Source organism: Bifidobacterium catenulatum PV20-2 (genome assembly GCF_000800455.1).
GTDB classification, from domain to species: Bacteria; Actinomycetota; Actinomycetes; order Actinomycetales; family Bifidobacteriaceae; genus Bifidobacterium; species Bifidobacterium kashiwanohense_A.
The window spans coordinates 41943-65609 of sequence record NZ_CP007456.1 but is presented as its reverse complement, the minus strand read 5'-3'; the positions used below and the strand labels follow the sequence as shown (position 1 = coordinate 65609).

The window sequence follows — 23667 nt, the reverse complement described above, 5'->3', positions numbered from 1 at the left end:
TTTGGGATTACGCGCAACCAGTGACGATCCGATTTGGCAAGGGAAGGGCGATGGAGATCAAGGACATCGCCGAAGCGATGGGGCTGCATGACGGCATCATGGTCACTCCGAAGTTCTTCGTCGATTCCGGCGAGGCGCAACGGCTGATCGATGCCAGCGACGGCGCGGTCTCCACCGTGTTCACCGACTTCTCTCCGAATCCGGACGTCACCGAAGTGGACGCCTGTGCCGAAATCATCAGGAAAAACCATTGCGAATTCGTCGTCGCCATGGGCGGCGGCAGCGCGATGGATGTTTCCAAGGCCGCGGCGAGCATCTGTCTGACCGACGATTCCATCGCCGACTACCATGGCACCGGCAAGGCGATGCCGCAGAAGCATCTGCCGATCATCGCACTGCCGACCACCGCCGGCACCGGCAGCGAAGTCACGTGCGTATCCGTGCTCACCAATCGCAAGCTCGGCAAAAAAGCGCCGATCGTGTCCGACGGTTTCTTTCCGAGCGTGGCCATTGTGGATCCGGAGCTGACCTACTCGGTGCCGCCGAAAATCACGGCAAGCACCGGCATGGACGTGCTCAGCCAGGCGATCGAAGGATTCTGGAGCAAAGGACACCAGCCGATCTGCGATTCATGCGCGGCGCATGCGGCCAAACTCGTTTTCAAATATCTGCCGATCGCCGTGGCCGAACCGCACAACGAGGAGGCGCGCGAGAAGATGTGTGAGGCGTCCGTGATCGCCGGTCTTGCCTTCACACTCCCCAAAACCACCTCCTCCCACGCGTGCTCGTTCCCTCTGACCAACATCCACGGCATTCCCCACGGCGAGGCATGCGGACTGACGCTCGACTACTTCGCACGCATCAACAAGGACGCGCAGCACGGGCGCGTGCAGGAGTTCGCCCGCGGGATCGGCTTCAAGGATGTGGACGCGATGGCCGATGCCATCCACGACCTCAAGGTGAGGATCGGCATGCGCACGGGACTGAAAGACCTCAATCTCACCGAGGAGCAGATCGCCGACCTGGTACGCATCAGCCGGCATCCGAACCTGTACAACAATCCCGTCGAGATCACGGACGACATGCTCGACACCATGTACCACTACCTGGCCAGCACCGACTGACCGGCCGAACCACATGCCAAACAGGATAGGAGCGCACGATGAAACGCTTACTGGCAACCATTCGTAAAGGATCACGCACCATTCAGGCATTGCTCTCCTTGGTGCTGCTGCTCGTCCTATGGTGGGGCGCGACCGCGGCCGGCCTGGTCAATCCGCTGTATCTGCCATCGCCGCAATCGGTGTGGAGCGCATTCGTGGAAGCGAATTCCTGCCGTCCGCAATCCCCGGGATCAAGCCGCATCATCTGCGGCGAACAGCAATATTTCCTATGGCAGCATCTCGTGGTCAGCCTCGAACGCATCGGCATCGGCATGCTGCTGGCCATCATCGTCGGCATGCTGGTCGGATTCCTTCTGGCCGAAGTCGAATGGCTCAACCGCATCGTGCTGCCCTACATCAACTTCATCCGCGCGCTGCCGCCGCTCGGATACATCGGCCTGCTGATCGTCTGGTTCGGCATCGGCGACACCACCAAGATCTGGCTGCTATTCCTCGCCGCGTTCCCGCCCATCGTGCTCGCCACCCTGGAAGGCATCCAAGGAGTGAACAAGGACCGGGCCAATTCGGCGCTCTCACTGGGCGCAAGCCGTTTCAAGGCGTTCCTGTTCGTCATCTTTCCCAGCGCGCTGCCCTCCATCATGAACGGCATCCGACTGGCTGTCGGCTTCGCCTGGACCACCGTGGTGGCCGCCGAGCTCAACAACGGCATCCCCGGCATCGGCGCGCTCGCCTACCTGTCCGGCACCGAGCTGAACACCTCGCTCACCATCGCCTGCATCTTCGTCATCGGCATCGCGGCGCTGCTTCTGGACGGGCTGATCGTGCTCATCACCAAACTGGTCACACCGTGGGTCGGCAAGGACTGATCGAACCGGCCATCCGCGGACCGACCATCCGCAACGCAACACACAAGAGAGGACAAGACGATGAGCGACGCAACCCACTTCCCGGCGCACACCACGAACCGCACCACAACCCACGCTTCGGCGCACGCCACACGACTGCTCGGCAAAAGCATGGCCGCCATAATCGCGGCCGGCATGCTGGCCGGCACCACGGCCTGCGGAGCCATGCCGACGGCCTACGAAATCGCCGGCATCTCCCCCACCGGCGCCACAACCACCTGCCCGGTCGACACCAACGACGACTTCACCGGAACCATCCGCATCGCATGGCAATCCATTCCGAACGCCGATCTGATCGTCAAGGATCTCGGCCTGCTAGAAGCCTGCATGCCGAAAGCCACCATCCAATGGAACCAGTTCAATTCCGGCGGCGACGTGATCCAAGCCTTCGGCTCCCGCTCGATCGACATCGGCCTGGCGGGATCAAGCCCCTCGGTCCGCGCGGTTTCCGCACCGCTGAGCCTGCCGGTGAAAATCGTATGGATCCATGACGTCATCGGCGAGGCCGAATCGCTGGTGACCAATGTCGAATCCGCCAAAACCATCAAGGATCTCGCAGGCAAGAACATCGCGGTCCCCTTCGGCTCCACCTCGCATTTCAGCCTGCTGAGCGCGCTGAGCAAAGCGGGAATGAGCGAAACCAGCGTGAACCTCATCAACCTCGATCCCGACAAAATGGCCGGCGCATGGAATCGCAAGGAAATCGACGCGGCCTGGGTGTGGGATCCCGTGCTTTCCAAACTGAAGGCCGCCGACGGGCACATCGTGACATCCAGCGCCGAAACCGCCAAAAGCGGCTCCGCGACGTACGACATGGAAATCGCATCCACCGACTTCATCACGGCGAACCCCGGCGCGATGAAAACCTGGACCGCCGTCGAAGACTATGCCGCGGGCCTGCTGAAAACCAAGCCGGACAGCTCCGCCGAAGCCATCGCATCCCAGCTGGGCACCGCCAAAAAGGACGTGCTCACGCAGATGAAGGGATACACCTATCCGCAGGCCAAGGCGCAAAGCGAATCGTTCCACGGCGAACTGCCCGCCATCCTCAAATCCACAGCGAAATTCCTCAAATCGCAGAACAGCCTGGACACCGTGAACGACACCTATGAAACGGCGCTGTACACCGACGCCATCGACGCCGTGGCGGAATGACGCGCCACAGGCATCACCAGCCGTCAAGAAAGGACCTGAACCATGAACGCCAACGACATGACATGGAGCGAACTGACCGAGAAGCAGACCATGGCGGCGCAGGGCATCGCCGTCGACATACGCGGGGTCAACAAGCGTTACACCACGCAGGAGAACGCGGAAGTCACCGCACTGCATGACATCAACCTGCAGATCAAGGAGCATGATTTCATCTGCGTCGTCGGACGCTCCGGATGCGGCAAGACCACGTTGCTGAACATGCTGGCCGGATTCGAAAAGCCCTCCGACGGCGAAATCGTCGCCCAGGGACGCAAGGTCGACGGCCCCAGCCCGCGACGCGGCGTCGTATTCCAGAAACCACCGCTGTATCCTTGGCTCACCGTCCGCAAAAACGTGGAATTCGGCATGAGAATGCAGGGAGTCAAGCCTACGGAGCGCGCGCAGATCGCCGAGCACTATCTTGAGCTGGTCGGGCTGAAAGATGCCGCAGAACGACGTCCGTACGAGCTTTCCGGAGGCATGCAGCAGCGCGCGCAGATCGCCCGCGTGCTCGCCACGGATCCCGATGTGATTCTGATGGACGAGCCGTACGGCGCATTGGACGCCCTGACGCGCGAGCGCCTGCAGAACGAGCTGCTGCGCATCTGGGAGGAGAAAAAGAAAACCGTCTTCTTCATCACGCACAGCGTTGACGAGGCCATTTTCCTGGCTACCAGGGTGATTGTGATGAGCGCGCATCCCGGCACCATCAAAATGGACATCCCGATTGACATTCCTTGCGATCTGGATGATCCCGACAATATGGAGAAGATGCGCAAGCATCCGGATTTCGCCAAACTGCGCGAGCAAATCACCACCGCCATCTACGAGCAGGACGATCAGGATTAGGGGGCGCAGGCTCAGTCAGCCTACGTGTCCGATTCTGGCGAATCGGACATCTGAAGACCCGAATCTGTACCGTAAACGTCCGTTTCTCCCGAATCGGACACTCCTGCACCCCCAAAGCAACCTTACGTGTCCGATTCTGCAGAATCGGATACTCAGACGCCCCAAACGTAACACCGTGTGTCCGAATCGGGAGAAACGGACACGTAGGATACGGATTTGGAGTTGCGAATGTCCGATTCACCAGAAACGGACAAAAGGCTAACGCACCAAAAACACCATGACGAAAATCATCACAAAACCAACCAGATCGGTCGGCTCGAACACGGCTCCCGTCCATGCCACCGCGGAAACCGTGGCCATCACCGGCTCACTGGTGCCAAGCATGGTGGCGCGCATCGAGCCGACGCGCAACACTCCGGCCATGAATAGCCAGAACGCACCAAACGTGCCGCACATCACGGTAAACACCATCAAACCGACGCCCATCACATCCAGATGCGGCTCAGTCGACCACGGGCGCACAATCGGCAGCAGCATAATCCCAGAAAGCACGAAAGTGATGCCGTTCACCGTAAAATTGCCCCATTTCGCCATCAGCTTCACCGGCAAAATCGACATCGCGGCAGTGGAAAGCGAGTTCACCAATCCCCAAACCAATCCCATCAAAGGTAATTTCAGCGTGGTGAGATCGCCACCAGTGGCGATAAGCGCGGTCCCTATGAAGGCGAGCGCCACACCGATCGCTTCACGTTTGCCCGGCAATCGTCGCCCGCGAATGCATACGTATGCCAGCACGAACAGCAGGTTCAGGCTTTGCAGCACGGTCGCGGTGCCGGAATTGGTCCAGTCGATGGATTCGAGGTATGCGACCTGCACCAGCAGCACGCATACGATGGCGGTGGCCAGCAGTCGCGGATATGATTTGCGATCGCGTAGCGCGCCGGTGAACAGTTTCGGAGTCAGCGCGGCCGAGCAGATAAGGAAAAGCACGCCGCCGAGCAGTTCGCGCACGCATGCAAGCCACAGTGGTGAAGCGTGGTACGTGTTCATGAGGATTTTGGAGACGGTCGCATTGATACCCCACAGTACGCCGCCGCACAGGGTCATTGCGATGCCGATAATCAGGTCCTTCGGCGTGCGCTCGAACGTTTTCCCTGTCACGACACGGTTCCTTCCTTGTACGTCCCTCCGTTCATCGCACACCGTACACGCTTATATGTCCTTCTGCCATACCTCGCATGTCCGATTCGGGAGAAACGGACACATGGAGCAGAGATTGATGGGACGGCGCGTCCGATTCACCAGAAACGGGCACACAGAGTACGGATTTTGGATTGCGAATGTCCGATTCGGGAGAATCGGACACGTGGGGGTGAGGGGATGTGTTGCGATGAGGCATGCAAAATGCCGGACGTCCCGTAGAGGAGCATCCGGCATTTTATTGCGCGGTTACAGCAGCGATCGGGCGATTACTTGTTGCGCTGACGACGCAGTAGCAGCATCGCACCACCGGCCAATACCAGCACTGCAGCAGCCACAATCATGCCCATCACATTGGAACCGGTGTTGGAGATGACGTCGGCAGGCGCATTGGCGCCCTGCTGGACAGTCGGAGTGGTTGGCTTGGATGGCTGAGTCGGAGTTACCGGATTATCCGGATTCGGCTTGTCTGGCGTGCTGTCCTTCACATCGACCGTGAAGTCCACTCGCGCTCCGCGGTTGAACCGCACCACCACGGAACCGGTGCTGCCGGTCTCCTGGGCGTTGAGGAACGCGCTGGTCAGCGTGATGCCGGAACCGTCCTCGTTCACCACGTAATCCGTGCCGGCCACCAGGGTCTTGTAGTTGTATTCGACGCTTTCCACGGTGTTGCCGTTGAAGTCGATGCCCACGTTCAGACCGGCCGCATTCGGGGCGGCAGCTGCGGAATCGTACTTGTCGTAGACGAAGGCGTTGCCCGCGGTCAACGAGGCGTTCTTCACTTCGGTGCCGTCATTCAGCAGCCAGACCTGCGCGCCATGGTACGGGTTGGCGGTGCCGACGGCCAGACCGGAGTTGGTCACGGCGAACACGCGCAGACCGTGGTTGTTGTTGTCGCCGAAGCCGTTGCGGGTGACGGTCTGGAAGTTCAGACCATCGGAGGTGACCACCATGTCGAAGCCACGCTTTTCGGAGTTCGCGTAGTGCAGGTAACGGCATACGCCCACGAAGTAGGTGAAGTTCTCGACGTTCTCCTGCGTGAGCCACTTGTCAAGCTGTTCGACGACGTAGTCCGGCAGCATCGGCTTGACCTGCTGGTACAGGGCCAGCAGCTCCTCCAGCATCTTCTGGAAGTCCTCACGATTCTCGATCGTGTATTCCTCGGCATCGTCAGGCGCCATCGGAGCGGCGTCGTCGGTCTGCACGTCGGTCTGCTTGGATTCCAGGTCGCCCTGCATCTCCTGCATCAGCGATTCCATGCGCTGCACTTTGGCGATATCGTCGGCCGTGGCGGCATCAGCAGCACCGCCATCAGCATCCGAGCCATCGATGAGAGCGTAGGTGGAGGTGCCGGAAGCGTCGGTTTCCGTTGTCTCTAGGAACTTCTTGATGTATTCGATCTGCTTCTTCCACTCCTCCGGAGTGCGGTGGAGGATGTCGCCGTTGGCGAACTGCGTCACCGGGTAGGACAGGTCGCTGATGTCGAAGGTGCCCGCGTACATCTTGCCGTCATACGACTGCATGCGCCACACGTACTGGTTGAGGTAACGGCTGATGTCATGTTCCTCGCCAAGGCCGGCGCGCATGGTCTCGCCGTCGATGGTGCCCTTCGGAGCTTTGAAGTACTTGTCTCCATCGGAGCCCGCCACGAGTTCGAAGTTCTCGTCGGCGTCCATGCGCCACAGGTTCACCGGGTTGGACATGTCGTCGTACAGGTTCTTGAACTTCATGGTGCTGAGCACGTCCGGCAGCGCCACCATCGGATCGTTGTAGCCGCCGATGTACAGGTGGTTCTTGTAGACCACCATGTTGGCCGCGCCGGAACGGGTGGTGCCGAAGCCGTATTCGTAGCGCGCGCCGTCGGCCGGGTTGCCTACGAGCGGCGTGTACGTCCACTTGCCGTCGGTGCCTTCCTCGCCGCGGAACAGCGCGAACGACTGCTTGTTATTCGCGGTGCCGGTGACGACGGTGATATACAGGCGATTGTTGAACGTCACCATATCCCAGATGGCGCCGCCGAAGATGTTGTCGGTGTAGTGGTACGCAGGATAGTTCAGCAGATCCTGCTGTGTGGCGATGGTGCGGAACGAGTCGGCACCGGCGGACGGATCGGAGGAAGCCACGATGTACGCGCCTTGGGCGCCGATCATGCTGGCGATGAGCTCGTTGTTCATCACGGCCAGACCACGGATGCCCGTGGAAATGCCCGGGGCCACACCGCCGCTCTGGTACACGATCTTGGAGGAATCGTCCTTCGGATCGACTTCCAGCAGATACGGAGTGCCCTGCGCGGCCGCGGCGAAGTACAGCTTGTCGTGGAATTCGACGGCCGCACGGTAGCCGTTCACGTTCATCTTGCCGCCGGTGGCGATCTGAACCGGCGGCACGACAATCTTCGTCTCGCCGGTCTTGGTGTTGATCTTCAGCAGCAGGCTGTGGTTCTCACCGTTATCGAGATACAGCTCGCCGTTGAACAGCACGTCGACGCCCGCCTTGAGCTTCGCGTAGGAAGTGCCCAGGTTGTAGGCGATGTGCTTGAGCGTGGAGCCCATCGCGGAATAGCAGGTGCCCACATACATCCAGTCGCCATATCCGAGTGACGACCAGGCGTAGCTCTGGCCGCGATCGGCGTCGCCGTCGGCCACGGTCGAATTGCCGTTCTTGTCAATATTGACGATGCCGTCATCCTGGCCGAGACTATTATTCGGATGGGAAATCTTAGTGGCGGTGTATCCCGCGCCCTGCTTCACGGAGATGCCCGGAGCATCGGCGGATGCGACGGAAATCGGGAGCAGCATGGAACAAGCGGCAATAGCGGAAATTACAGCTTTGCCCAAAGTTGTTTGATATCGCTTCATAATATTCTCTCTGTAATTCGAACGCCTTCCATGGCGTGATCGACATTCCTCGAAATATCATGAAGCAAAGAACATTGTCAGACATCCCCCTGGTTTTCCGGTAAAACTATCCGTCGTCACCGTATTTGTCTATAAAAATTGGGGTGCACCCCCTTTGGACGCGCCCCTCTGGAATACCGCTTATTCCCGTTGTTTCCGCACCTACAATGTCGCTTCCGGGGCGTTGTAGAAATCGAGGATCTTGTCCACGTACGGCCCGACCATCGCGTTGGGCATGGAGAAGATCTCATGCAGCGATTTGCTGTATCGCACTTTTTCGATGGAACCGCCACCTTCTCGCACACGTTCAACGAAGTCATCTTGTGGCCCGTTGAGCACCCACACGTCGCGGCCGGCTTGGAATAGCAATACCGGGGCTTCGATGGCTCCGCACATGTCGGGTTTGAGCACGGCTCGGGAAAGCGCCATCGCCTGGTTCGCCCAATCGAACGTGGCCGCGTTGGTCTGGCATGACTTGTCTGCCAAACGCTGCTTGTGGAACCAGCGGATGCGAGATTCGGAGGCTCCCTCGTAATCGTCGGGATTGAGGTTTCCGTCGAAATCGGTATGGCCGAACACGCGCGATTTGCCGAAACCAAGCCCGCAGATCACGCCGACCACAATGCGTGCAATCCACGTTGGCATACCGACCACCGGCGCGATCATCGGCGCGGACAGCACCGCTTTGTCGAACAACGACGGGTAGCGTTCCAGCACAGCCGCACCGATGCCACCGCCCATGGAATGGCAGTACAAGTACATTGGGCCATCGCCGGCCGCTTCGCGCCCCACGGTCTGCGCGAACGTGGCGAAATCGGCCACATACCGGCGCCAATCGTCGATCCATACCAGGCTCGGGTTGCTCATGTCGTGCGTGGAATGGCCGTGTCCGCGATGTTCGAACACGCATACGGAGTAGCCGGCCAGTAGGAAGTACCACACCATTTCGCTGTATTTACGTCCGAATTCGGTGAATCCGTGCGAAATCACCACCGCACCGCGGAATACGCCCGATGCGCCGTCTTCACGTAATGCGTCGAATTTGTGCGCGTCGTAGCAGTAGTAATGCAACCGTCCAGGATGTTCCAGCTTAGGCAGCATATTGCCATCCCAATCAACGGTGGCAGGTTCCATCCAGCCTTCCGCCATGCAGTTACGCAGCGCAGGCAGTACTGTTTCGTCCATTTCGGCGTCGTAACGCGCCTCATCGATGAGCGTGATAGTCATGAATTCCATCTTAGGCGAACAAAGCCAAAACAAAACCAATCACAAGCATGTGCGTTGTATAACGATGTATCAACAGTGCGTCACGACTGTATCGCCACCCCGCGCGTCATCCTCGCATACTATGGAAGCATGAAATGTGTTTCACTGCTGATGGTGGTGACGTTGTCTCTCACCAGCACACCAGCATATGCGTATGCAGCAACTCCCGTTGACGGCAACGACGATATCTCCACTGCCGCGAATCCCAACTGTCCAACATGGCTGCAATGGCTGTGTGGGAAAGGAAAGTGATCGCATAGTGACCACGTCGGAAAAGCATCCTAAGATTCATCGCATCGCGCTGGTCGACAATGATCCGCGAGCGCTGGATTCGCTCAGTGCCGTCATCGCCAGCAAAGTGCCGACCGCGTATGTGGTGTGGACGGCGACTTCTGGCGATGAGGCGATAGAACGCTGTCAGGATGCGAACAGCAATGTCAGTTTGTTGATTCTTGATATGTCGATGGAGGGTTTGCAGGGGCCTGCTACTTGTCGTCGGTTGCGTTTGATGGGCAAGCGTATGCCGATTCTTGGTGCGACGAGTTTTTCCATCAAGAGTTATCGGGACAAACTGGTGGAGGCTGGTGCGCAGGGTTTGGTTGGTAAGGAGAATGCCGACCAGTTGGCGCAGATTATTATGCGTATGTGCAATGGCGAGGTGATGGAGGGGTTTGAACCGCCTGCGTTGGCTAATTTGCGTATTGGTAGGGAGGCTGAGACTGCGCCTACGCTCACTGTTCGTGAGGAGCAGATTATTTCTTTGTGTGCGGAGGGCATGCTTGATCGAGAGATTGCCGAGCGTTTGGGGATTTCCGAAGCCACCATCCGCAAGCATATGCAAAGTATTTTAAGGAAACTCAACTGCAAGACTTCGCGTCAGGCAGTGGCATTGTGGGTGAGGTCCAATGCGTTCTAAGCCTGCAATTCAGTACATTGCGTGGCGGAATCGTGTGCGCACGCTGCATCCGAATTTATGGCATCCAATCCGTTTTACCATCATGTTGATCGTGCTCGCATGGACCATATATGGAGTTTGTTACGCACCGCCTACCGACATATCTGGCGTAGTTTGGATTGCGATGCTGGTTGCAGTTCTCGTGTTATCTCCATTGTTTCCAAAAAGCATGTCGGTGGCGATTATTGTGATTGCCTACGCTGGCGATCTGTTTACCTCTTACGCAAGTTCGGGTAATTCTCTTCCCACGCATCTCTACGCTTATGGCATGCTTGCGTACAGTACCAACATCATTATCGCGGCAGTGCTGTTCACATATTACGTTGCTGCTATCCTGCTGATTTCGCCTCCTGGCCCAGGCACTAACCCTGTCTCCATGATCAGCATGTATGCCATGGTACTGCTGCTCGGCCGGGCGTTGAGTTGGAGCGAGAAAACGACGCGGAAGCGTTTTGAAGCGGTGCAAAACAAGAATCGGTTGCAGGAGTTGGAAAGCCGCGCACGCATTGCCGACGCCATTCATGATGCGGTGACGAGCGATTTGTCGGCGGCGGCGTTTGTGGCGCAACGGCATATCGGCGGCAACTCCGGCAATCCTAACGACTCTGCCGATTGTGCCATATCAACCAGCGCAATCCCTGCAACCGACGCCGAAGACTGGCGTCAGATCAACGAATATGTTCTTTCCGCACTGACGAACGTGCATCGCGTTATCGACGAATTGAATATGGATACCACCATTATCCCCGGCGATGCTGACGGCGAAGCGCTGGCCAATCTGCTGCAGACCACCATGGATGACGGCGACCGACGTTTGCGCAAACTCGGCTTCGAAATCACGTCCATACGGCACTGTGCGGGCGGCAAACCGAGCGCATCGCGGGAAACCGCCGGGCTCGCCAATAATCTGCTGCGTGAAATCTATGCGAATATCGCCCGTCATGCCGCTCCGGGAAGCAAGGTTGATCTTTCGGTGATGCTTAGACCGAATGCCATTGAAATCACGCAAATCAATCCCATGAAAGAAGGGATAGCCGGAGCCGACTGGCACGATGGCGAACTTCCTGGCGGTCATGGGCTTGCCTCGTTCAAGAAGCAGCTTGAATCACATCAGGGCACGCTCACCACGTCCACGCAGGACGGCAGTTGGACGCTTTTCGCGTATATTCCGGTGACTGTCATCGATGATTCGCCAGGATTGTTTGAGCAAGTGCAGGCGTGATCGTGCATATTGCCATTGCAAATCTGATGTGATTCGTGTGTTTTCTGACGTGATTCACGTTTCGATTTTGCTTATTATTCGCCTATTCCTAGCGTTTTTCGGCTTTTCCAAGCCCATTTTTTGGAGGAGGGTACACAAATGTGGTACCCCCTCGCTTGCGAAGTCGTTTTCGCCTGTTTTATGTTGGCAATCGAGAAGGGAACGCGTTCGCCCACGACGCTCGGATGCTTGGCAGTCCGGGAGTCGCAGGGGAACGCGTTTTGCTTTTGCTTGATGCTTTTGCTCGCGTTTTTGCAGTTATCATTACGGCGCTATCGGCGCAGCACTACCGCCCTAACGCTTCGGCAAGGAAATCGCGCTGCAGGATCAGCAGATTTTCGGCGACGGTTTCGTCGTTGGTCATATGCGTGATGCCGGTCAGCGGCAGGAACGTGTGCTTGCGTCCGGCCGCCATCAGCGCTTGGCTCAGGCGTAGGCTGTGCGCAATCGTCACATTGTCGTCGGCGAATCCGTGGATGAGCATGAGCGGGCGATCGAGTTGCGGCGCGTCGGCGATGATGCTGTTACGTTCGTACACGGCCGGGTCGAGGCCGAGGTAACGCTCGGTGTAGTGCGTGTCGTACAGCGTCCAGTCGGTCGGGGGTGCGCCCGCGCAGGCCGCAGCGAAGGTTTCCGGCGCTTCCAGCACGGCGAGCGCGGAAAGGAATCCGCCGTACGACCAGCCGATCATGGCTACGCGGTTGAGGTCGGGTTGCGGGATGGTGGTTTCCGAGGATTCCTTGTTTTCTTGCGCGGCCAGTGTTGCCAACGCTTCCGGTAGCGCACGTACGGCGTCTACTTGGTCTTCGAGCGTCACGGATTTCATGGTTTCGTAGATGGCACGGTCCCATTTCGGCCCGCGTCCGGTGGTGCCGCGTCCGTCGGCGGTGACCACGATGTAGCCTTGGTCGGCCCACCATTGCGCATCCCAGTAGAAGGATTGGTTTTCGACGACTTGCTGGAATCCGGGACCGCCGTAAGGCTTCATGAGTACCGGCAGAGTGTCGGCATGCGCGTATTCGCTGCTAGCCGAGGGGAGCACGATTGCCGTGTACAGGCCACGTTCGCCTAGTCGGGTGAAGTGTACGTTCGGCGTGAATCCGGGGGTTTCGGCATGGTTTTCGATTGGTGAGACCACCATTGACGCCACGTCTGTACCATTTTCGTCGGTTGTGACGATGTTCATGCAATGCTGCATTTGCACAGTTACATCATCCATGCCGCGTCCGGTCACCACGCAGCCGTTGCCTGCGCGAGACATGGTCCACTGGCCGGGCGCATAGGTGAGGGGTTCCCATGTGCCGTCATAGCGGATCGACACCACGTCGAAGCTGCGGGCGTCATGATCGGCGGCGTTGGACTGCCAGAGGAATGGCAGGCTGTCGTCAGGCAACAGTTCGGGGGTGCGCTGTACCACGCAGAGCACGTCGTCGTCGGTCACATTGAGCACTTCGCGCACCTGCAGTCCGGCCGGCGTGAAGGGCACACCATCGACGGTAAGGCGGTTCGTGTCGGCATCCATGTCGTTCATCGCGCAGATCAGGCGTCCATTCGGCGTGAATGCGGGCGTGCCGTGGATCAGATCGAGCCAGTAGGCGTTGCTGTGTTTTTCGAGCACGCGCGTGCTGCCCGGGCGTTCACCTTCGGCATATTCGGGAATGGCGATGGAGAAGGTTTCGACTTGATCGCCTTCATCGTCGGTGAATCCGTTTTCCGCGTCTCGCATGGTAGCGATCGGTTCGCCCACGTGGATGGCGAGCACCTGATCGTGCTGCTGGAGTCGGTCTTGCACGAGGATGATCGGCTCATGCCCGCTCGTCCAGCTGACTGCGGCCAAATATTCGTAAGTTTCATGATCCCACTGCACCTCATTCGCGATTGCCCCGTAGCAGCAGTTGTCGCTGTCAAAGCCAAGTTCCAGCAGGGTCAGTCGCACGTTGGCATTGGCGGTCAATGCTTGCGGATAGCGGTTGGATCGTGCAGGATTCACAGGATTAGCTGGGTCTGAAAGATGCCAGATTGGTTCCGGGGATTCGTCGTAGGTTTCGAACAGCACATATTTGGAATCGGGAGACCACCAGAAGCCGTCGTAGCGGTCCATTTCCTCGCCTGCTGCGAATTCCGCCAAGCCGATCTTCCATTCGCCGTCTTGCGGGATTGAAGCGACTACCGAAATCGCGTCTCCGATCTCGCAATCGTCGTCACCGGAAGCCGTATCGAAAGCGGTATCGGCAAGATCGACATTCACCAGATAGGTGCCGGTGGTGTACATGACATGTTGCCCGTCAGGGCTGATACGCGGGTTCAGTACCGGCTTGAGCTCGTCTTCCTCTATGGCGATGGCTCGCGTCACGCCGGCTGCGATGTCGGTGAGGAAGAGTTGTCCGTTGATGGTGAAGGTCACGCGGTTGCCGCTTGCGTCGGTGGAATAGCCGACGATTCCGGAACCGCCTTCGCGTGCACGTTCGCGACGCGCCCGTTCTTCAGCGGGAACGTCTTCGGCGTCGGCATCGGCGAGCAGCGTACGTGGATCGGCAAGCAGCATTTCGCTGGCGTTGCCGTTTTCGTCGATCACACTCATCCACAGTGAGGTGACGGTGTCTTCCGGACCATCGGAACGCAGGAACAATGCACGGGAACCGTCTGCAATCACACGCGCGGCACGCGGAGCTCCGCAGGAAAATCGCAATGTACGAGCTTTTTTACGAGGAAACTGTCGAATCACATCTGTCATATTCCCAACCTATCACCATTCCATATCTCCTTTCCCACAGACATCCATCGCACAGCATGGGAATCGAAATGATGGTGACAAACCCACAATCATATACCCCCCAGGTGGTATAAAGACCGAAATAGTGCATGAAATTTTTGCAATTAAAGGGCTTACGAATTGGCGCTCGGCGCTCTACCGCGTAGGATGGGTGAGGATAGAAAGGGACAAGCATGAGTGTTCTCGACCGATTTGAGAAGAGCGTGGAAGGCGCCGTCAACGGGGTTTTCGCCAAGTTCGGGTCCAAGGACCTGCAGCCCGTCGACCTTTCCAGCGCGCTGGAACGTGAGATTGATAAAGAGGCCATGCCCGTCACGCGAGACCGCACCGTGGCGCCGAACGAGTACCGTTTTAAGCTCAGCACACCGGATTTCAACAACATCGTCGATTGGGGTGCCGAGGCGCTGGCCAACGAGCTGGCCGACAACCTCACCCAGTATGCGAAGGACCAGCATTATGCGTTCGTAGGCCCGGTCGTGGTGATCTTCGAAGAGGACCTCGACTTGACCAAGAGCAACTTCAAGCTGACGAGCGAATCCGTGCAGGGCAACACCGTGCCCGTCACTACCGAGGCGCAAACCGAGGATTGCCCGATGCTGGAGATCGGCGAGCACCAGTATCTGCTTACGGAAAGCAAGACCATCATCGGCCGCGGATCCGACTGCGACATCGTGATCGACGATCCGGGCATCTCCCGCCGCCATATGGAAATTGACGTCACCGACAACGGCAGCACCGTCATCGCGCGCGATCTGGGCTCCACCAACGGCATGTATGTCGAAGGCCACCATGTCGAGGCGGCCACGCTGCTCGACGGCAACACCATCACCATCGGCCGCACCCGAATCCTGTATTGGGCCTCTTCGCAGGATCAGGAGTAACCAACCCCAACCTCGGGAGTTGCCTCTATGCTCACTGAACTTACTTTCGCGATCCTCAAGTACGGCTTCCTCGTACTGCTTTGGATCTTCGTAGCCTGCACAGTGCGTTCGCTGTACAGGGATGTGGAAACGCTCAGCCCGCGCAAGTCGCGGGCTCATCGCCGTAAGGAGCGTCGCGCGCGCAAGGCCGTCGAAGCGCCAGCGCCCGTGGCCGCCCCCGCGCCGGTGGTCAGCGCCACATCAAGCGCTAAACCCACCTTGCTGGTCATCATCGATGGTCCTCTTGCCGGCAGTTCCGTCCCCCTGACCGGCAACACCATCACGCTTGGTCGTTCTGCATCGAACACCGTGGTCTTGGATGACGAATTCGTCTCGTCCCATCATGCGCGCGTCTACACGGATCCCGCCACCGGCAAATGGGCCGTCGAAGATCTAGGTTCCACCAACGGCACTGTGGTCAACCAGCAGCGTCTGAGCGCGCCGATGATCCTCGGATCGCGCGTTCCCGTACGCATTGGCGCAACCACCTTCGAATTGAGGTGACCCGTTTGCCGACTTCCCCCGCTTCACAACCGCTGTTCATGTATTCCACCGTCGTTTCCGACGTGGGTACCGTACGTTCCAACAACCAAGATTCCGCGTTCGCAGGCGAGCATCTGATCGCCATCTGCGACGGCATGGGAGGCCATGCGGGAGGCGACACCGCCTCCACCATCGCCATCCGTTCGCTGGCCCACATCGAGCAAGACAATGTGCAGGGTGATGTCCAGATTATTGCCCGCATGCTGAAAACCTCGGTGATGGCCGCGCATGACGCGATCGTCGGCAAGGCGAAGCGTGAACGCCGCCTCGCGGGCATGGGCACCACCGTCACTTCCGTCGCGTTGGTTGCGGGATATTGGGTTGTGGCGCATATCGGCGATTCCCGCGCGTATTTGCTGCATGATGGCCGTTTGATCCGCATGACGTCCGACCACAGCTATGTGCAGCATTTGATCGATACCGGCCGCATCAGCGAGTCCGAGGCGCGCAATCATCCGCAGCGCAATGTCGTAATGCGGGTTTTGGGCGATTTCGATATCGATTCGCGCCCAGATATCGCCGTGCGCAAGGCGCATCCATCCGACCGTTGGCTGCTATGCTCCGACGGCTTGTGCGGAGTGCTTGAGGATTCCACGTTGCAGGAGGTGCTATCCACCTGCTCCGATCAGGAAGAATGCGCTCAACAGCTGGTTTCGATGGCGCTTCGTGCCGGCAGCACCGACAATGTCACCGCAGTCATCGCCGACGCGACGCTCGCCCTCGACGCGGACACGTTCGACCTGCCGCATCAGACGCCGCTGGTTGGTGGCGCGGCCAGCGCAAGCCTCGAACCGATCGCCGACATCATCAACGAGCCGGTCGCATCCGCACCCGCCCTACGCGAAGGCAAGAAGTCACCGGCGGCCCGTGCGGCGGCATTGCGCAACGGCAAGAATCCCGGCGAAAACGACAATCCTCCGGAACAGCGCGTGGCACAACCCTCCACGGTACGCGAGGAAAACGGCGACCGCACCAATCCCGATACCGGAGAAATCCCCGTTGTACAAAAGGATGACGGCCGTATTTCCGCCGATCCAAACGATCCGGAAGTCGCCAAAGCCATCCGCAACGAGCATATCGAGCAACGCAAGACGAAGCGATCACGCACCCGACGCAATCGCGTGATCGCCATCATCGTCGCCATCGTAGTACTGCTGGGGCTGGCGGGCGGCGCTTTCGCAACCTACAGCTGGAGCCAAACCAAGTACTATATCGGCGACAATAACGGCGAAGTGTCGATTTTCCAAGGCGTGCCGACCAGCCTGTTCGGCTTCCAGCTGTCGCATGCCATCACCGACACCAATATGAAGACGAGCGAACTGCCGCCAAGTTGGCAGGAGCAGCTCGCGCAGGGCATTTCCTTCGACACGTACGGCGAGGCGAAAACGCATACGCGCCTGATCAAAAAGCAGCTGAAACAGCAGCAGGACGACGAAGCGCAGAAGAAGCAAGACAAGACGAACAGCGGATCCGATAGCACGTCGTCAAGCAAATCCTCTGATACGGCTTCCGACAAATCGTCAAGCAAATCAGGTAATTCGGGCAACGCTTCGTCAGACAAGTCAGGCGGTGACCAGTCATGATGGCAACCCGTCTGAGACAATTCGGCCTGCTCTTATTCAGCATGCTGATTTGCGGCGTCGCGTTCTTCCAGATGTTCGAACGCACCACCGGCGGTTTTCCGCATAATTACCTGTGGATGCTCGCATTCATCGGCGCATTGTTCCTGACTTCCTGGGGATTGCTGCTGCGGTTCCAGCCGTACGCCAACCAGGCGATCATGTGCTGCGTGATGGTGCTGACGGGCACCGGCGTCATGATGATCGCCCGCATCGATCAGGATTTGAACACGTCTGTCGCGTTCAAACAGTTGCTTTGGCTGTCGATCGCGCTGGTTTTGGCGAATCTGCTGGTGATTTTCATGAAGGATTACCGTGTGCTGCGGCGGTTCTCGTACGTCAGCATGGTGATCGGTTTGGTGTTACTGCTGTCGCCGATGCTTCCGGTGGTCGGTTCCGAACAGTATGGCGCCCGTATTTGGGTGAAGATTCCTGGTTTGGGATCGTTCCAGCCAAGCGAATTCGCGAAGCTGTTCCTCGCATTCTTCTTCGCCTCCTATCTATATGACCACCGCGACCAGCTGGCCGTCGGCGGCAAGAAGGTGTTGGGCCTGCAGTTGCCGCGCATCAAGGATCTGGGGCCGATCATCGTGGTGTGGGTCGTGTCGATGGGCGTGCTGGTCGTGCAGCACGATTTGGGCACGTCGCTCATGTTCTTCGCCATGTTCGTTTCCATGCTGTATGTGGCCACGGGGCGTACCAGTTGGATTGTGATTGGTTTCATCGCGTTCGCCGTGGGCGCGTTCGCGGCGGCCAACATTTTCAGCCATGTCGGCGCCCGTGTTGACGCCTGGCTGCATCCGTTCGACTCGGCACAGTACAACAAGGAGTATGGCGGCTCATACCAGCTCGTCACGGGTATTTTCGGCCTGGCATCAGGCGGCTTGATGGGCACCGGCCTTGGGCAAGGTCACCCGTCGCTCACTCCGATCGCCAACTCCGACTACATCTACGCGGCACTTGGCGAAGAGCTGGGCCTCACCGGCCTGATGGCCATTCTGATGCTCTATTTGCTCATCATCGCCGCCGGGATGATCACTGCGATGAAAATCAAGGATGGGTTCGGCAAGCTTCTCGCATCGGGCCTCGTGTTCACCATGGCCTTCCAGGTGTTCACTGTGGTGGGAGGCATCACGTTAGTCATACCACTTACGGGTTTGACTCTTCCGTACATGGCCGCCGGCGGATCCTCACTCATAGCGAATTACATGTTGGCAGCACTCTTAGTGGTGATTTCCAACTCGGCGAACAAACCCGAATCCGATATCGATAGCGACACGTTCCAATACGAGGCGATGCAGGCGCTGCGCGCCCGCAAGCAGAGCCGCGCCAGCAGAAGCGTCGCCTCTGCACAATCCGATGCACAATCGCAAGCTGTTTCGCAAGCAGCCACGCAAGACGTTCCGCAAGTCGCCGTACCGGCCGCCATGCAGCAATCGCAAGCAACGGAAATCATTTCCGCGGAAATGCCGGTCGCAGGCATGCCAATCACACCCCCTGCTCCCCCATCGAATGTGTTCGGCGCATCTGACATGCCGAGCACACCGAGCCCATCGGGCAACACGTCAGAGGGGAGCCAAGCATGAATAAATCACTCCGCCAACTGTTCACCATCGTGGTGGCGCTGTTCGTCATCCTGGGCATGTCCACCACGATCATCACGGCGATCCGCGCGAACCAGCTCAACGGCGATCCGCGCAACACCCGCGCCCTCTACCACGAGTATGGTGCTCCGCGTGGCTCGATTCTTGCGTCGGACGGCTCCGTCATCGCCAAATCCGACCCGTCGAACGACGCGTTCTCGTATCAGCGCTCCTATGCGGCCGGCGAGCTGTATGCGCCAGTCACCGGATTTTTCTCCATCAGCCAGCGCGGCTGGAGCGGTATCGAAGCCTCGCGCAGCTCACTGCTGTCGGGCCAATCCGACCAACTGATGTGGCAACGGTTCAAATCGCTGTTCACCGGCCAAGAGAACAAGGGCGCAACCATCGAAACGTCCATCGACCCGAAGATCCAGCAGGCCGCCTACAACGGCCTTGCCAACAATGACGGCGCAGCCGTGGCCATCGAGGTGAAGACCGGCCGTGTTCTCGCCATGGTGAGCACGCCAAGCTACGATCCAAACCAGCTGGCAAGCCATGACACGTCCGAGGCGAACAGCAACTATTCCACTCTCTCGCAAAACGAGTCGAACCTGATGCTCAACCGCGCCACCTCGCAGCTGTATCCTCCGGGATCCACGTTCAAGACGGTGGTGGCGGCCGCTGCGTTGGAAACGGGCGAATATCAGACCGACACTGAGATTCCTGCCGGATCGAGCTACACGCTTCCGGGAACGGCCACGCAGCTGCCGAACGCGGTGTCGCAGGCCGACGGTTCGGATGGCAAGATCACGTTGGAAGACGCGATGGCGTATTCGTCGAACACCGCATTCGCCCAGCTGGGAGTGGCTTTGGGGGACGACAAGGTCTCATCCATGGCCGAAAAGCTTGGTTTCGACAGTCCTATCGCCATCGATGGTTCCGAGTCCACGGGCACACCGTGGATGAGCGTGGCGTCGAAGTTCCCAACCGATGCAGCCGACGACAAGCTCGCCTTGGCGTCCATCGGCCAGGGAGACACCGTGGTGACCCCGCTACAGAACGCGCTGGTGGCCGCCGCAGTGGCGAACGGTGGCAAGGTCATGCAGCCGACGCTGGTGGATCGCGTGCGTTCCTCCGACTTGTCGGTCATCTCACAGACCAAGCCGCAGGTCATGAGCCGCGCATTCAGTTCGGACACCGCGGGCAAGCTCACGCAGATGATGGAAGCCGTGGTCCCCAAGGAAAACCCAAATCTGGCCATTGACGGCGTGCAGGTGGCAGCGAAAACCGGTACCGCGCAGATCGGCGACGGCAACACGTCCATCGACGGCTGGGTGATAGGATTCGCCCCTGCGGACGATCCGAAGATCGCCGTTGCCGTGGTGGTACACAACGTGGACTTGTACGGCTCGTTCGCCGCAGGACCGATTATGAAAGCGATGATGCAGGAGGCGCTGGCAGAGTGAAACTGATTGAAGGACAGCTCATCCACCGACGCTACAGGTTGGACGCCCGTCTGGCCCAAGGTGGCATGGGCGAAGTGTGGAAAGGCTACGACATCCAGTTGGGCCGCCCGGTGGCCATCAAGGCATTGCGTGGCGATTTAGGGGTCACGCAGGAGGCCAAACTGCTTCGTTTGCGCGCAGAAGCGCATAATTCCGCCAATCTTGCACACCCGAACATCGCTGCTTTGTTCGAATACTACGAGCATGACGGCATCGGCTTCCTCATTATGGAGTATGTGCCCAGCAAGTCGTTGGCCGACCTGTTCCACGAGCAGAACGGCCCGATGGAGCCGACCCGCTTGCTGCCGATTCTCATCCAGACCGCGCGTGGCCTGTTCGTCGCCCATTCGCATGGCGTGATCCACCGCGACGTGAAGCCGGCGAACATCATGGTGTCCGATTCCGGCGAGGTGAAGATCACTGATTTCGGCGTCTCCTACTCCACCAATCAGGAGCAGATCACGCAGGATGGCATGGTGGTGGGCACCGCGCAGTACATTTCCCCGGAACAGGCGCAGGGTCAACATGCCACGCCTCAATCCGATATCTATTCGCTTGGCGTCGTTGCCTACGAGGGCCTGTGCGGACATCGTCCATTCACTGGCGCCACGCCGGTTGACATCGCCGCAGCCCATGTCAACAATCCGGTTCCGCCGCTGCCTGACTCCGTCGATGTACAGCTGCGTGAATTTGTCATGTCGATGCTGGCCAAGGATCCCCTTGACCGTCCGAAGGACGCGTTGACGGTGTCGCGCACATTGTCCCGCATCGAACGCCGTCTGCTCGACCAGCAGACACAATTGGCTGACACGATGGTGGTGCCTGCAGGTGGAAGGCTTCCGCGCCGCGTGGTCAGCAGACCTCATATCTTCTTGAGTACTGATGGGAAGGAACAGGGATGAACATCAACATGCCTACCTCTTTGGCTGGTGAACGTTACCAGCTCGGCCAACTGGTCGGCCGTGGCGGCATGGCCGAAGTGCACGTGGCGCTCGATACGCGTCTTGGGCGTACCGTCGCGGTCAAGATCATGCGCGCCGACTTCGCCAACGACAAGATCTTCCTTGAACGTTTCCGTCGCGAAGCCCATTCCGTGGCGCAAATGAACAATCCCAACATCGTGAACATCTACGATTCGGGTGAGGAAGTCGTCACCACCGAAACCGGCCAGACCGAGCATCTGCCGTATCTGGTGATGGAGTATGTCAAGGGCCAGACCTTGCGCGACATTCTCAAAGTGAACGGCGCTTTGAGCCAGCGCGACGCCGAACAGGTGATGATGGGTGTGCTCAACGCGCTCGAGTATTCGCACCGCATGGGCATCATCCACCGTGACATCAAGCCCGGCAACATCATGATTTCCGAGCAGGGCGTGGTCAAGGTCATGGACTTCGGCATCGCCCGCGCGCTCGACGATTCCGCAGCCACGATGACGCAGTCGCAGGGCGTGGTCGGCACCGCGCAGTACCTGTCTCCCGAGCAGGCGCGCGGCGAAAGCGTCGACATGCGTTCCGACCTGTATTCCGCAGGTTGCGTGCTGTATGAAATGCTTACTGGAAGGCCGCCGTTTACCGGCGATTCCGCAGTGGCAATCGCCTATCAGCATGTTTCAGAGGTCGCCACTCCCCCAAGTTCGGTTGTTCCAGGATTGCCGAAGATGTGGGATTCGATTTGCGCGAAAGCGATGGCGAAGGATCGTCAGAACCGTTACGCCACGGCTTCCGAATTCAAGAACGATCTGCTGACGTTCATGAACGGCGGTGTGCCGATGGCGGCCGCATTCAATCCGTTGACCGATCTGACCAATATGAAGGCACGCAAGCAGGCCGAAATGACCGCGAATACCGTGGCCATGACCCCTGCCGGTGAAACGGCCGCAACGCAGGCGTTCAATCCCGTCACAGGCCAGTTTGAGGCCGTACCGAACCCGCAGAACGGCGTTGCCACGAAAACCCGTGCGGAACAGCGTGCGGAGGCCGCGAAGGCACGCAAGAAGAAGCAGATCATCATCGGCTCCGTCGTGGGCGGTCTGGTGGCTTTGCTGGTCATTCTGGGCGTGTTCTTCATGCTGAACAAGAGCGACTCCACAGCCGACATGGTGGAAGTACCTGATTTCACCGCCACGGCGAATATATCCAAGGCGCGCGTCGAAGAGCAGCTCACAGCCAAAGGCCTGAAGCTCGATGCCCGCGAGGATTCCGATTCGAGCAAGCCGAAGGGCACAATCACCAAGCAGAATCCAAGGGGCGGCAAGAAGGTCGCCAAGGGCTCCACGGTTTCCGTATGGTTCTCCACCGGCCCACAGTCGGTCGCGGTGCCGGATGTGTCGAACAAGAGCCAGGACGATGCGAAGTCCATTCTTGAGGCCGCCGGTTTCAAAGTGGGCAACGTACGCACGGTAGACAACGCATCCATCGAAAAAGACAAGGTGGTAAGCACCGATCCTGCCGCCAATTCGAAGCAAACCAAGGGCACGATCATCACGCTGTACATTTCGTCCGGCATGACCAAGATTCCCGACAATCTGATAGGACAGCCGAAGGATTCGGCCATTGAGCAGCTCAAGCAGGCCGGTCTGACGCAAATCACCATCGAAAACGAGTATTCCGATTCCATCGCTTCCGGCGCTGTGACCCGCGTCGATCCGGGTGTCGGAAGCACGGTTGAGGCTGGTACCGCGGTCACGATTTGGGTGTCCACCGGCAAGCAGCAGATCAGCGTGCCCAGCGTGGTCGGCATGAGCTATGCGAATGCCAAGAGCCTGCTGGAAAGCTACGGCTTCCAGGTCACGGTTTCCGGTCCGGAGGATGGCACCGTCACGGGCATGTCTCCAACCGCCGGTACCCAGTCCGATAGCGGAGCCACGATCACGTTGACCACCAAATCCTCCAGCACCGATAATGCAGGCAACGGCGGAGGCAACAACAGCAATAGCGGCAATAACAACAACGGCAACAACGGCGGCAACAGCACCCCTCCCGGCGAAGGCAACTGATCGATCGTCACAACCGCGATAGCCGCCATAATTCACAATGAAGGCCCGACTGGAAATCCCCAGCCGGGCCTTCATGCT

Annotated in this window: 18 protein-coding genes; 14 read left to right on the top strand and 4 right to left on the bottom strand. The window is 58.8% G+C overall.

Going from position 1 to position 23667, the window contains the following annotated elements:
* Positions 1-50 precede the first annotated feature (50 nt).
* The 4 genes from AH68_RS00250 to AH68_RS00235 are packed head-to-tail and all read left to right on the top strand — an operon-like array spanning position 51 to position 4072.
* The gene (locus AH68_RS00250) at positions 51-1124 is read left to right on the top strand and encodes an iron-containing alcohol dehydrogenase family protein (RefSeq protein ID WP_201772599.1); all 1074 of its coding nucleotides are present in this window, start codon (positions 51-53) and stop codon (positions 1122-1124) included.
* Between the two features lie 38 nt (positions 1125-1162).
* A complete protein-coding gene (locus AH68_RS00245; RefSeq protein WP_039196565.1) occupies positions 1163-1990 on the top strand; it encodes an ABC transporter permease in 828 nt (275 codons plus the stop codon).
* Between the two features lie 60 nt (positions 1991-2050).
* A complete protein-coding gene (locus AH68_RS00240) occupies positions 2051-3184 on the top strand; it encodes a taurine ABC transporter substrate-binding protein (RefSeq protein WP_201772598.1) in 1134 nt (377 codons plus the stop codon).
* Between the two features lie 42 nt (positions 3185-3226).
* Positions 3227-4072, top strand: coding sequence for an ABC transporter ATP-binding protein (locus tag AH68_RS00235; RefSeq protein WP_201772597.1), 846 nt, complete (start codon positions 3227-3229; stop codon positions 4070-4072).
* A gap of 258 nt (positions 4073-4330) precedes the next feature.
* On the opposite strand, the gene AH68_RS00230 is transcribed toward AH68_RS00235, so the two are convergent.
* The 3 genes from AH68_RS00230 to AH68_RS00220 all read right to left on the bottom strand — a co-directional run bounded on the left by AH68_RS00230 (position 4331) and on the right by AH68_RS00220 (position 9396).
* Complete coding sequence (locus tag AH68_RS00230; RefSeq protein ID WP_052189232.1) at positions 4331-5179, bottom strand: DMT family transporter; 849 nt, start codon at positions 5177-5179, stop codon at positions 4331-4333.
* 362 nt (positions 5180-5541) lie between these two features.
* The gene (locus AH68_RS00225) at positions 5542-8130 is read right to left on the bottom strand and encodes a X2-like carbohydrate binding domain-containing protein (protein ID WP_039196561.1); all 2589 of its coding nucleotides are present in this window, start codon (positions 8128-8130) and stop codon (positions 5542-5544) included.
* A 201-nt stretch (positions 8131-8331) separates the two neighbouring features.
* Complete coding sequence (locus tag AH68_RS00220; protein WP_173405831.1) at positions 8332-9396, bottom strand: alpha/beta fold hydrolase; 1065 nt, start codon at positions 9394-9396, stop codon at positions 8332-8334.
* Positions 9397-9525: 129 nt separating this feature from the next.
* Here AH68_RS00220 and AH68_RS10690 point away from each other — a divergent pair, with 129 nt between their 5' ends.
* From AH68_RS10690 to AH68_RS00210, 3 genes are all read left to right on the top strand, one after another.
* Positions 9526-9687: a hypothetical protein gene (locus AH68_RS10690; RefSeq protein ID WP_158332974.1), complete on the top strand. Its 162-nt coding sequence runs from the start codon at positions 9526-9528 to the stop codon at positions 9685-9687.
* 7 nt (positions 9688-9694) lie between these two features.
* Positions 9695-10351 (top strand): response regulator transcription factor, encoded by a 657-nt coding sequence (locus tag AH68_RS00215; protein ID WP_039196557.1) that lies wholly within the window; start codon positions 9695-9697, stop codon positions 10349-10351.
* Between the two features lie 307 nt (positions 10352-10658).
* A complete protein-coding gene (locus AH68_RS00210) occupies positions 10659-11612 on the top strand; it encodes a sensor histidine kinase (protein WP_236682420.1) in 954 nt (317 codons plus the stop codon).
* A gap of 325 nt (positions 11613-11937) precedes the next feature.
* Here AH68_RS00210 and AH68_RS00205 read toward each other — a convergent pair whose 3' ends face one another.
* Positions 11938-14385 (bottom strand): S9 family peptidase, encoded by a 2448-nt coding sequence (locus tag AH68_RS00205; RefSeq protein WP_039196553.1) that lies wholly within the window; start codon positions 14383-14385, stop codon positions 11938-11940.
* 212 nt (positions 14386-14597) lie between these two features.
* Here AH68_RS00205 and AH68_RS00200 point away from each other — a divergent pair, with 212 nt between their 5' ends.
* The 7 genes from AH68_RS00200 to pknB are packed head-to-tail and all read left to right on the top strand — an operon-like array spanning position 14598 to position 23589.
* Positions 14598-15305, top strand: coding sequence for an FhaA domain-containing protein (locus AH68_RS00200; RefSeq protein WP_003833618.1), 708 nt, complete (start codon positions 14598-14600; stop codon positions 15303-15305).
* Between the two features lie 27 nt (positions 15306-15332).
* On the top strand, positions 15333-15848 hold the full coding sequence (locus AH68_RS00195) for an FHA domain-containing protein FhaB/FipA (RefSeq protein ID WP_039196548.1): 516 nt from the start codon (positions 15333-15335) through the stop codon (positions 15846-15848).
* A 5-nt stretch (positions 15849-15853) separates the two neighbouring features.
* The gene (locus tag AH68_RS00190; RefSeq protein WP_039199605.1) at positions 15854-17470 is read left to right on the top strand and encodes a PP2C family protein-serine/threonine phosphatase; all 1617 of its coding nucleotides are present in this window, start codon (positions 15854-15856) and stop codon (positions 17468-17470) included.
* Positions 17467-19092, top strand: coding sequence for an FtsW/RodA/SpoVE family cell cycle protein (locus tag AH68_RS00185; protein ID WP_039196546.1), 1626 nt, complete (start codon positions 17467-17469; stop codon positions 19090-19092). Before AH68_RS00190 ends, AH68_RS00185 begins: the two co-directional genes overlap by 4 nt.
* Entirely contained in the window at positions 19089-20555 is a 1467-nt protein-coding gene (locus tag AH68_RS00180) for a peptidoglycan D,D-transpeptidase FtsI family protein (protein WP_039196544.1), read from the top strand. Before AH68_RS00185 ends, AH68_RS00180 begins: the two co-directional genes overlap by 4 nt.
* Positions 20552-21496 carry a serine/threonine-protein kinase gene (locus AH68_RS00175; protein ID WP_039196543.1) on the top strand — a complete coding sequence of 315 codons (945 nt, stop codon included), beginning with the start codon at positions 20552-20554 and terminating at the stop codon, positions 21494-21496. Before AH68_RS00180 ends, AH68_RS00175 begins: the two co-directional genes overlap by 4 nt.
* A complete protein-coding gene (pknB, locus tag AH68_RS00170; protein ID WP_039196540.1) occupies positions 21493-23589 on the top strand; it encodes a Stk1 family PASTA domain-containing Ser/Thr kinase in 2097 nt (698 codons plus the stop codon). Before AH68_RS00175 ends, pknB begins: the two co-directional genes overlap by 4 nt.
* Positions 23590-23667 lie beyond the last annotated feature (78 nt).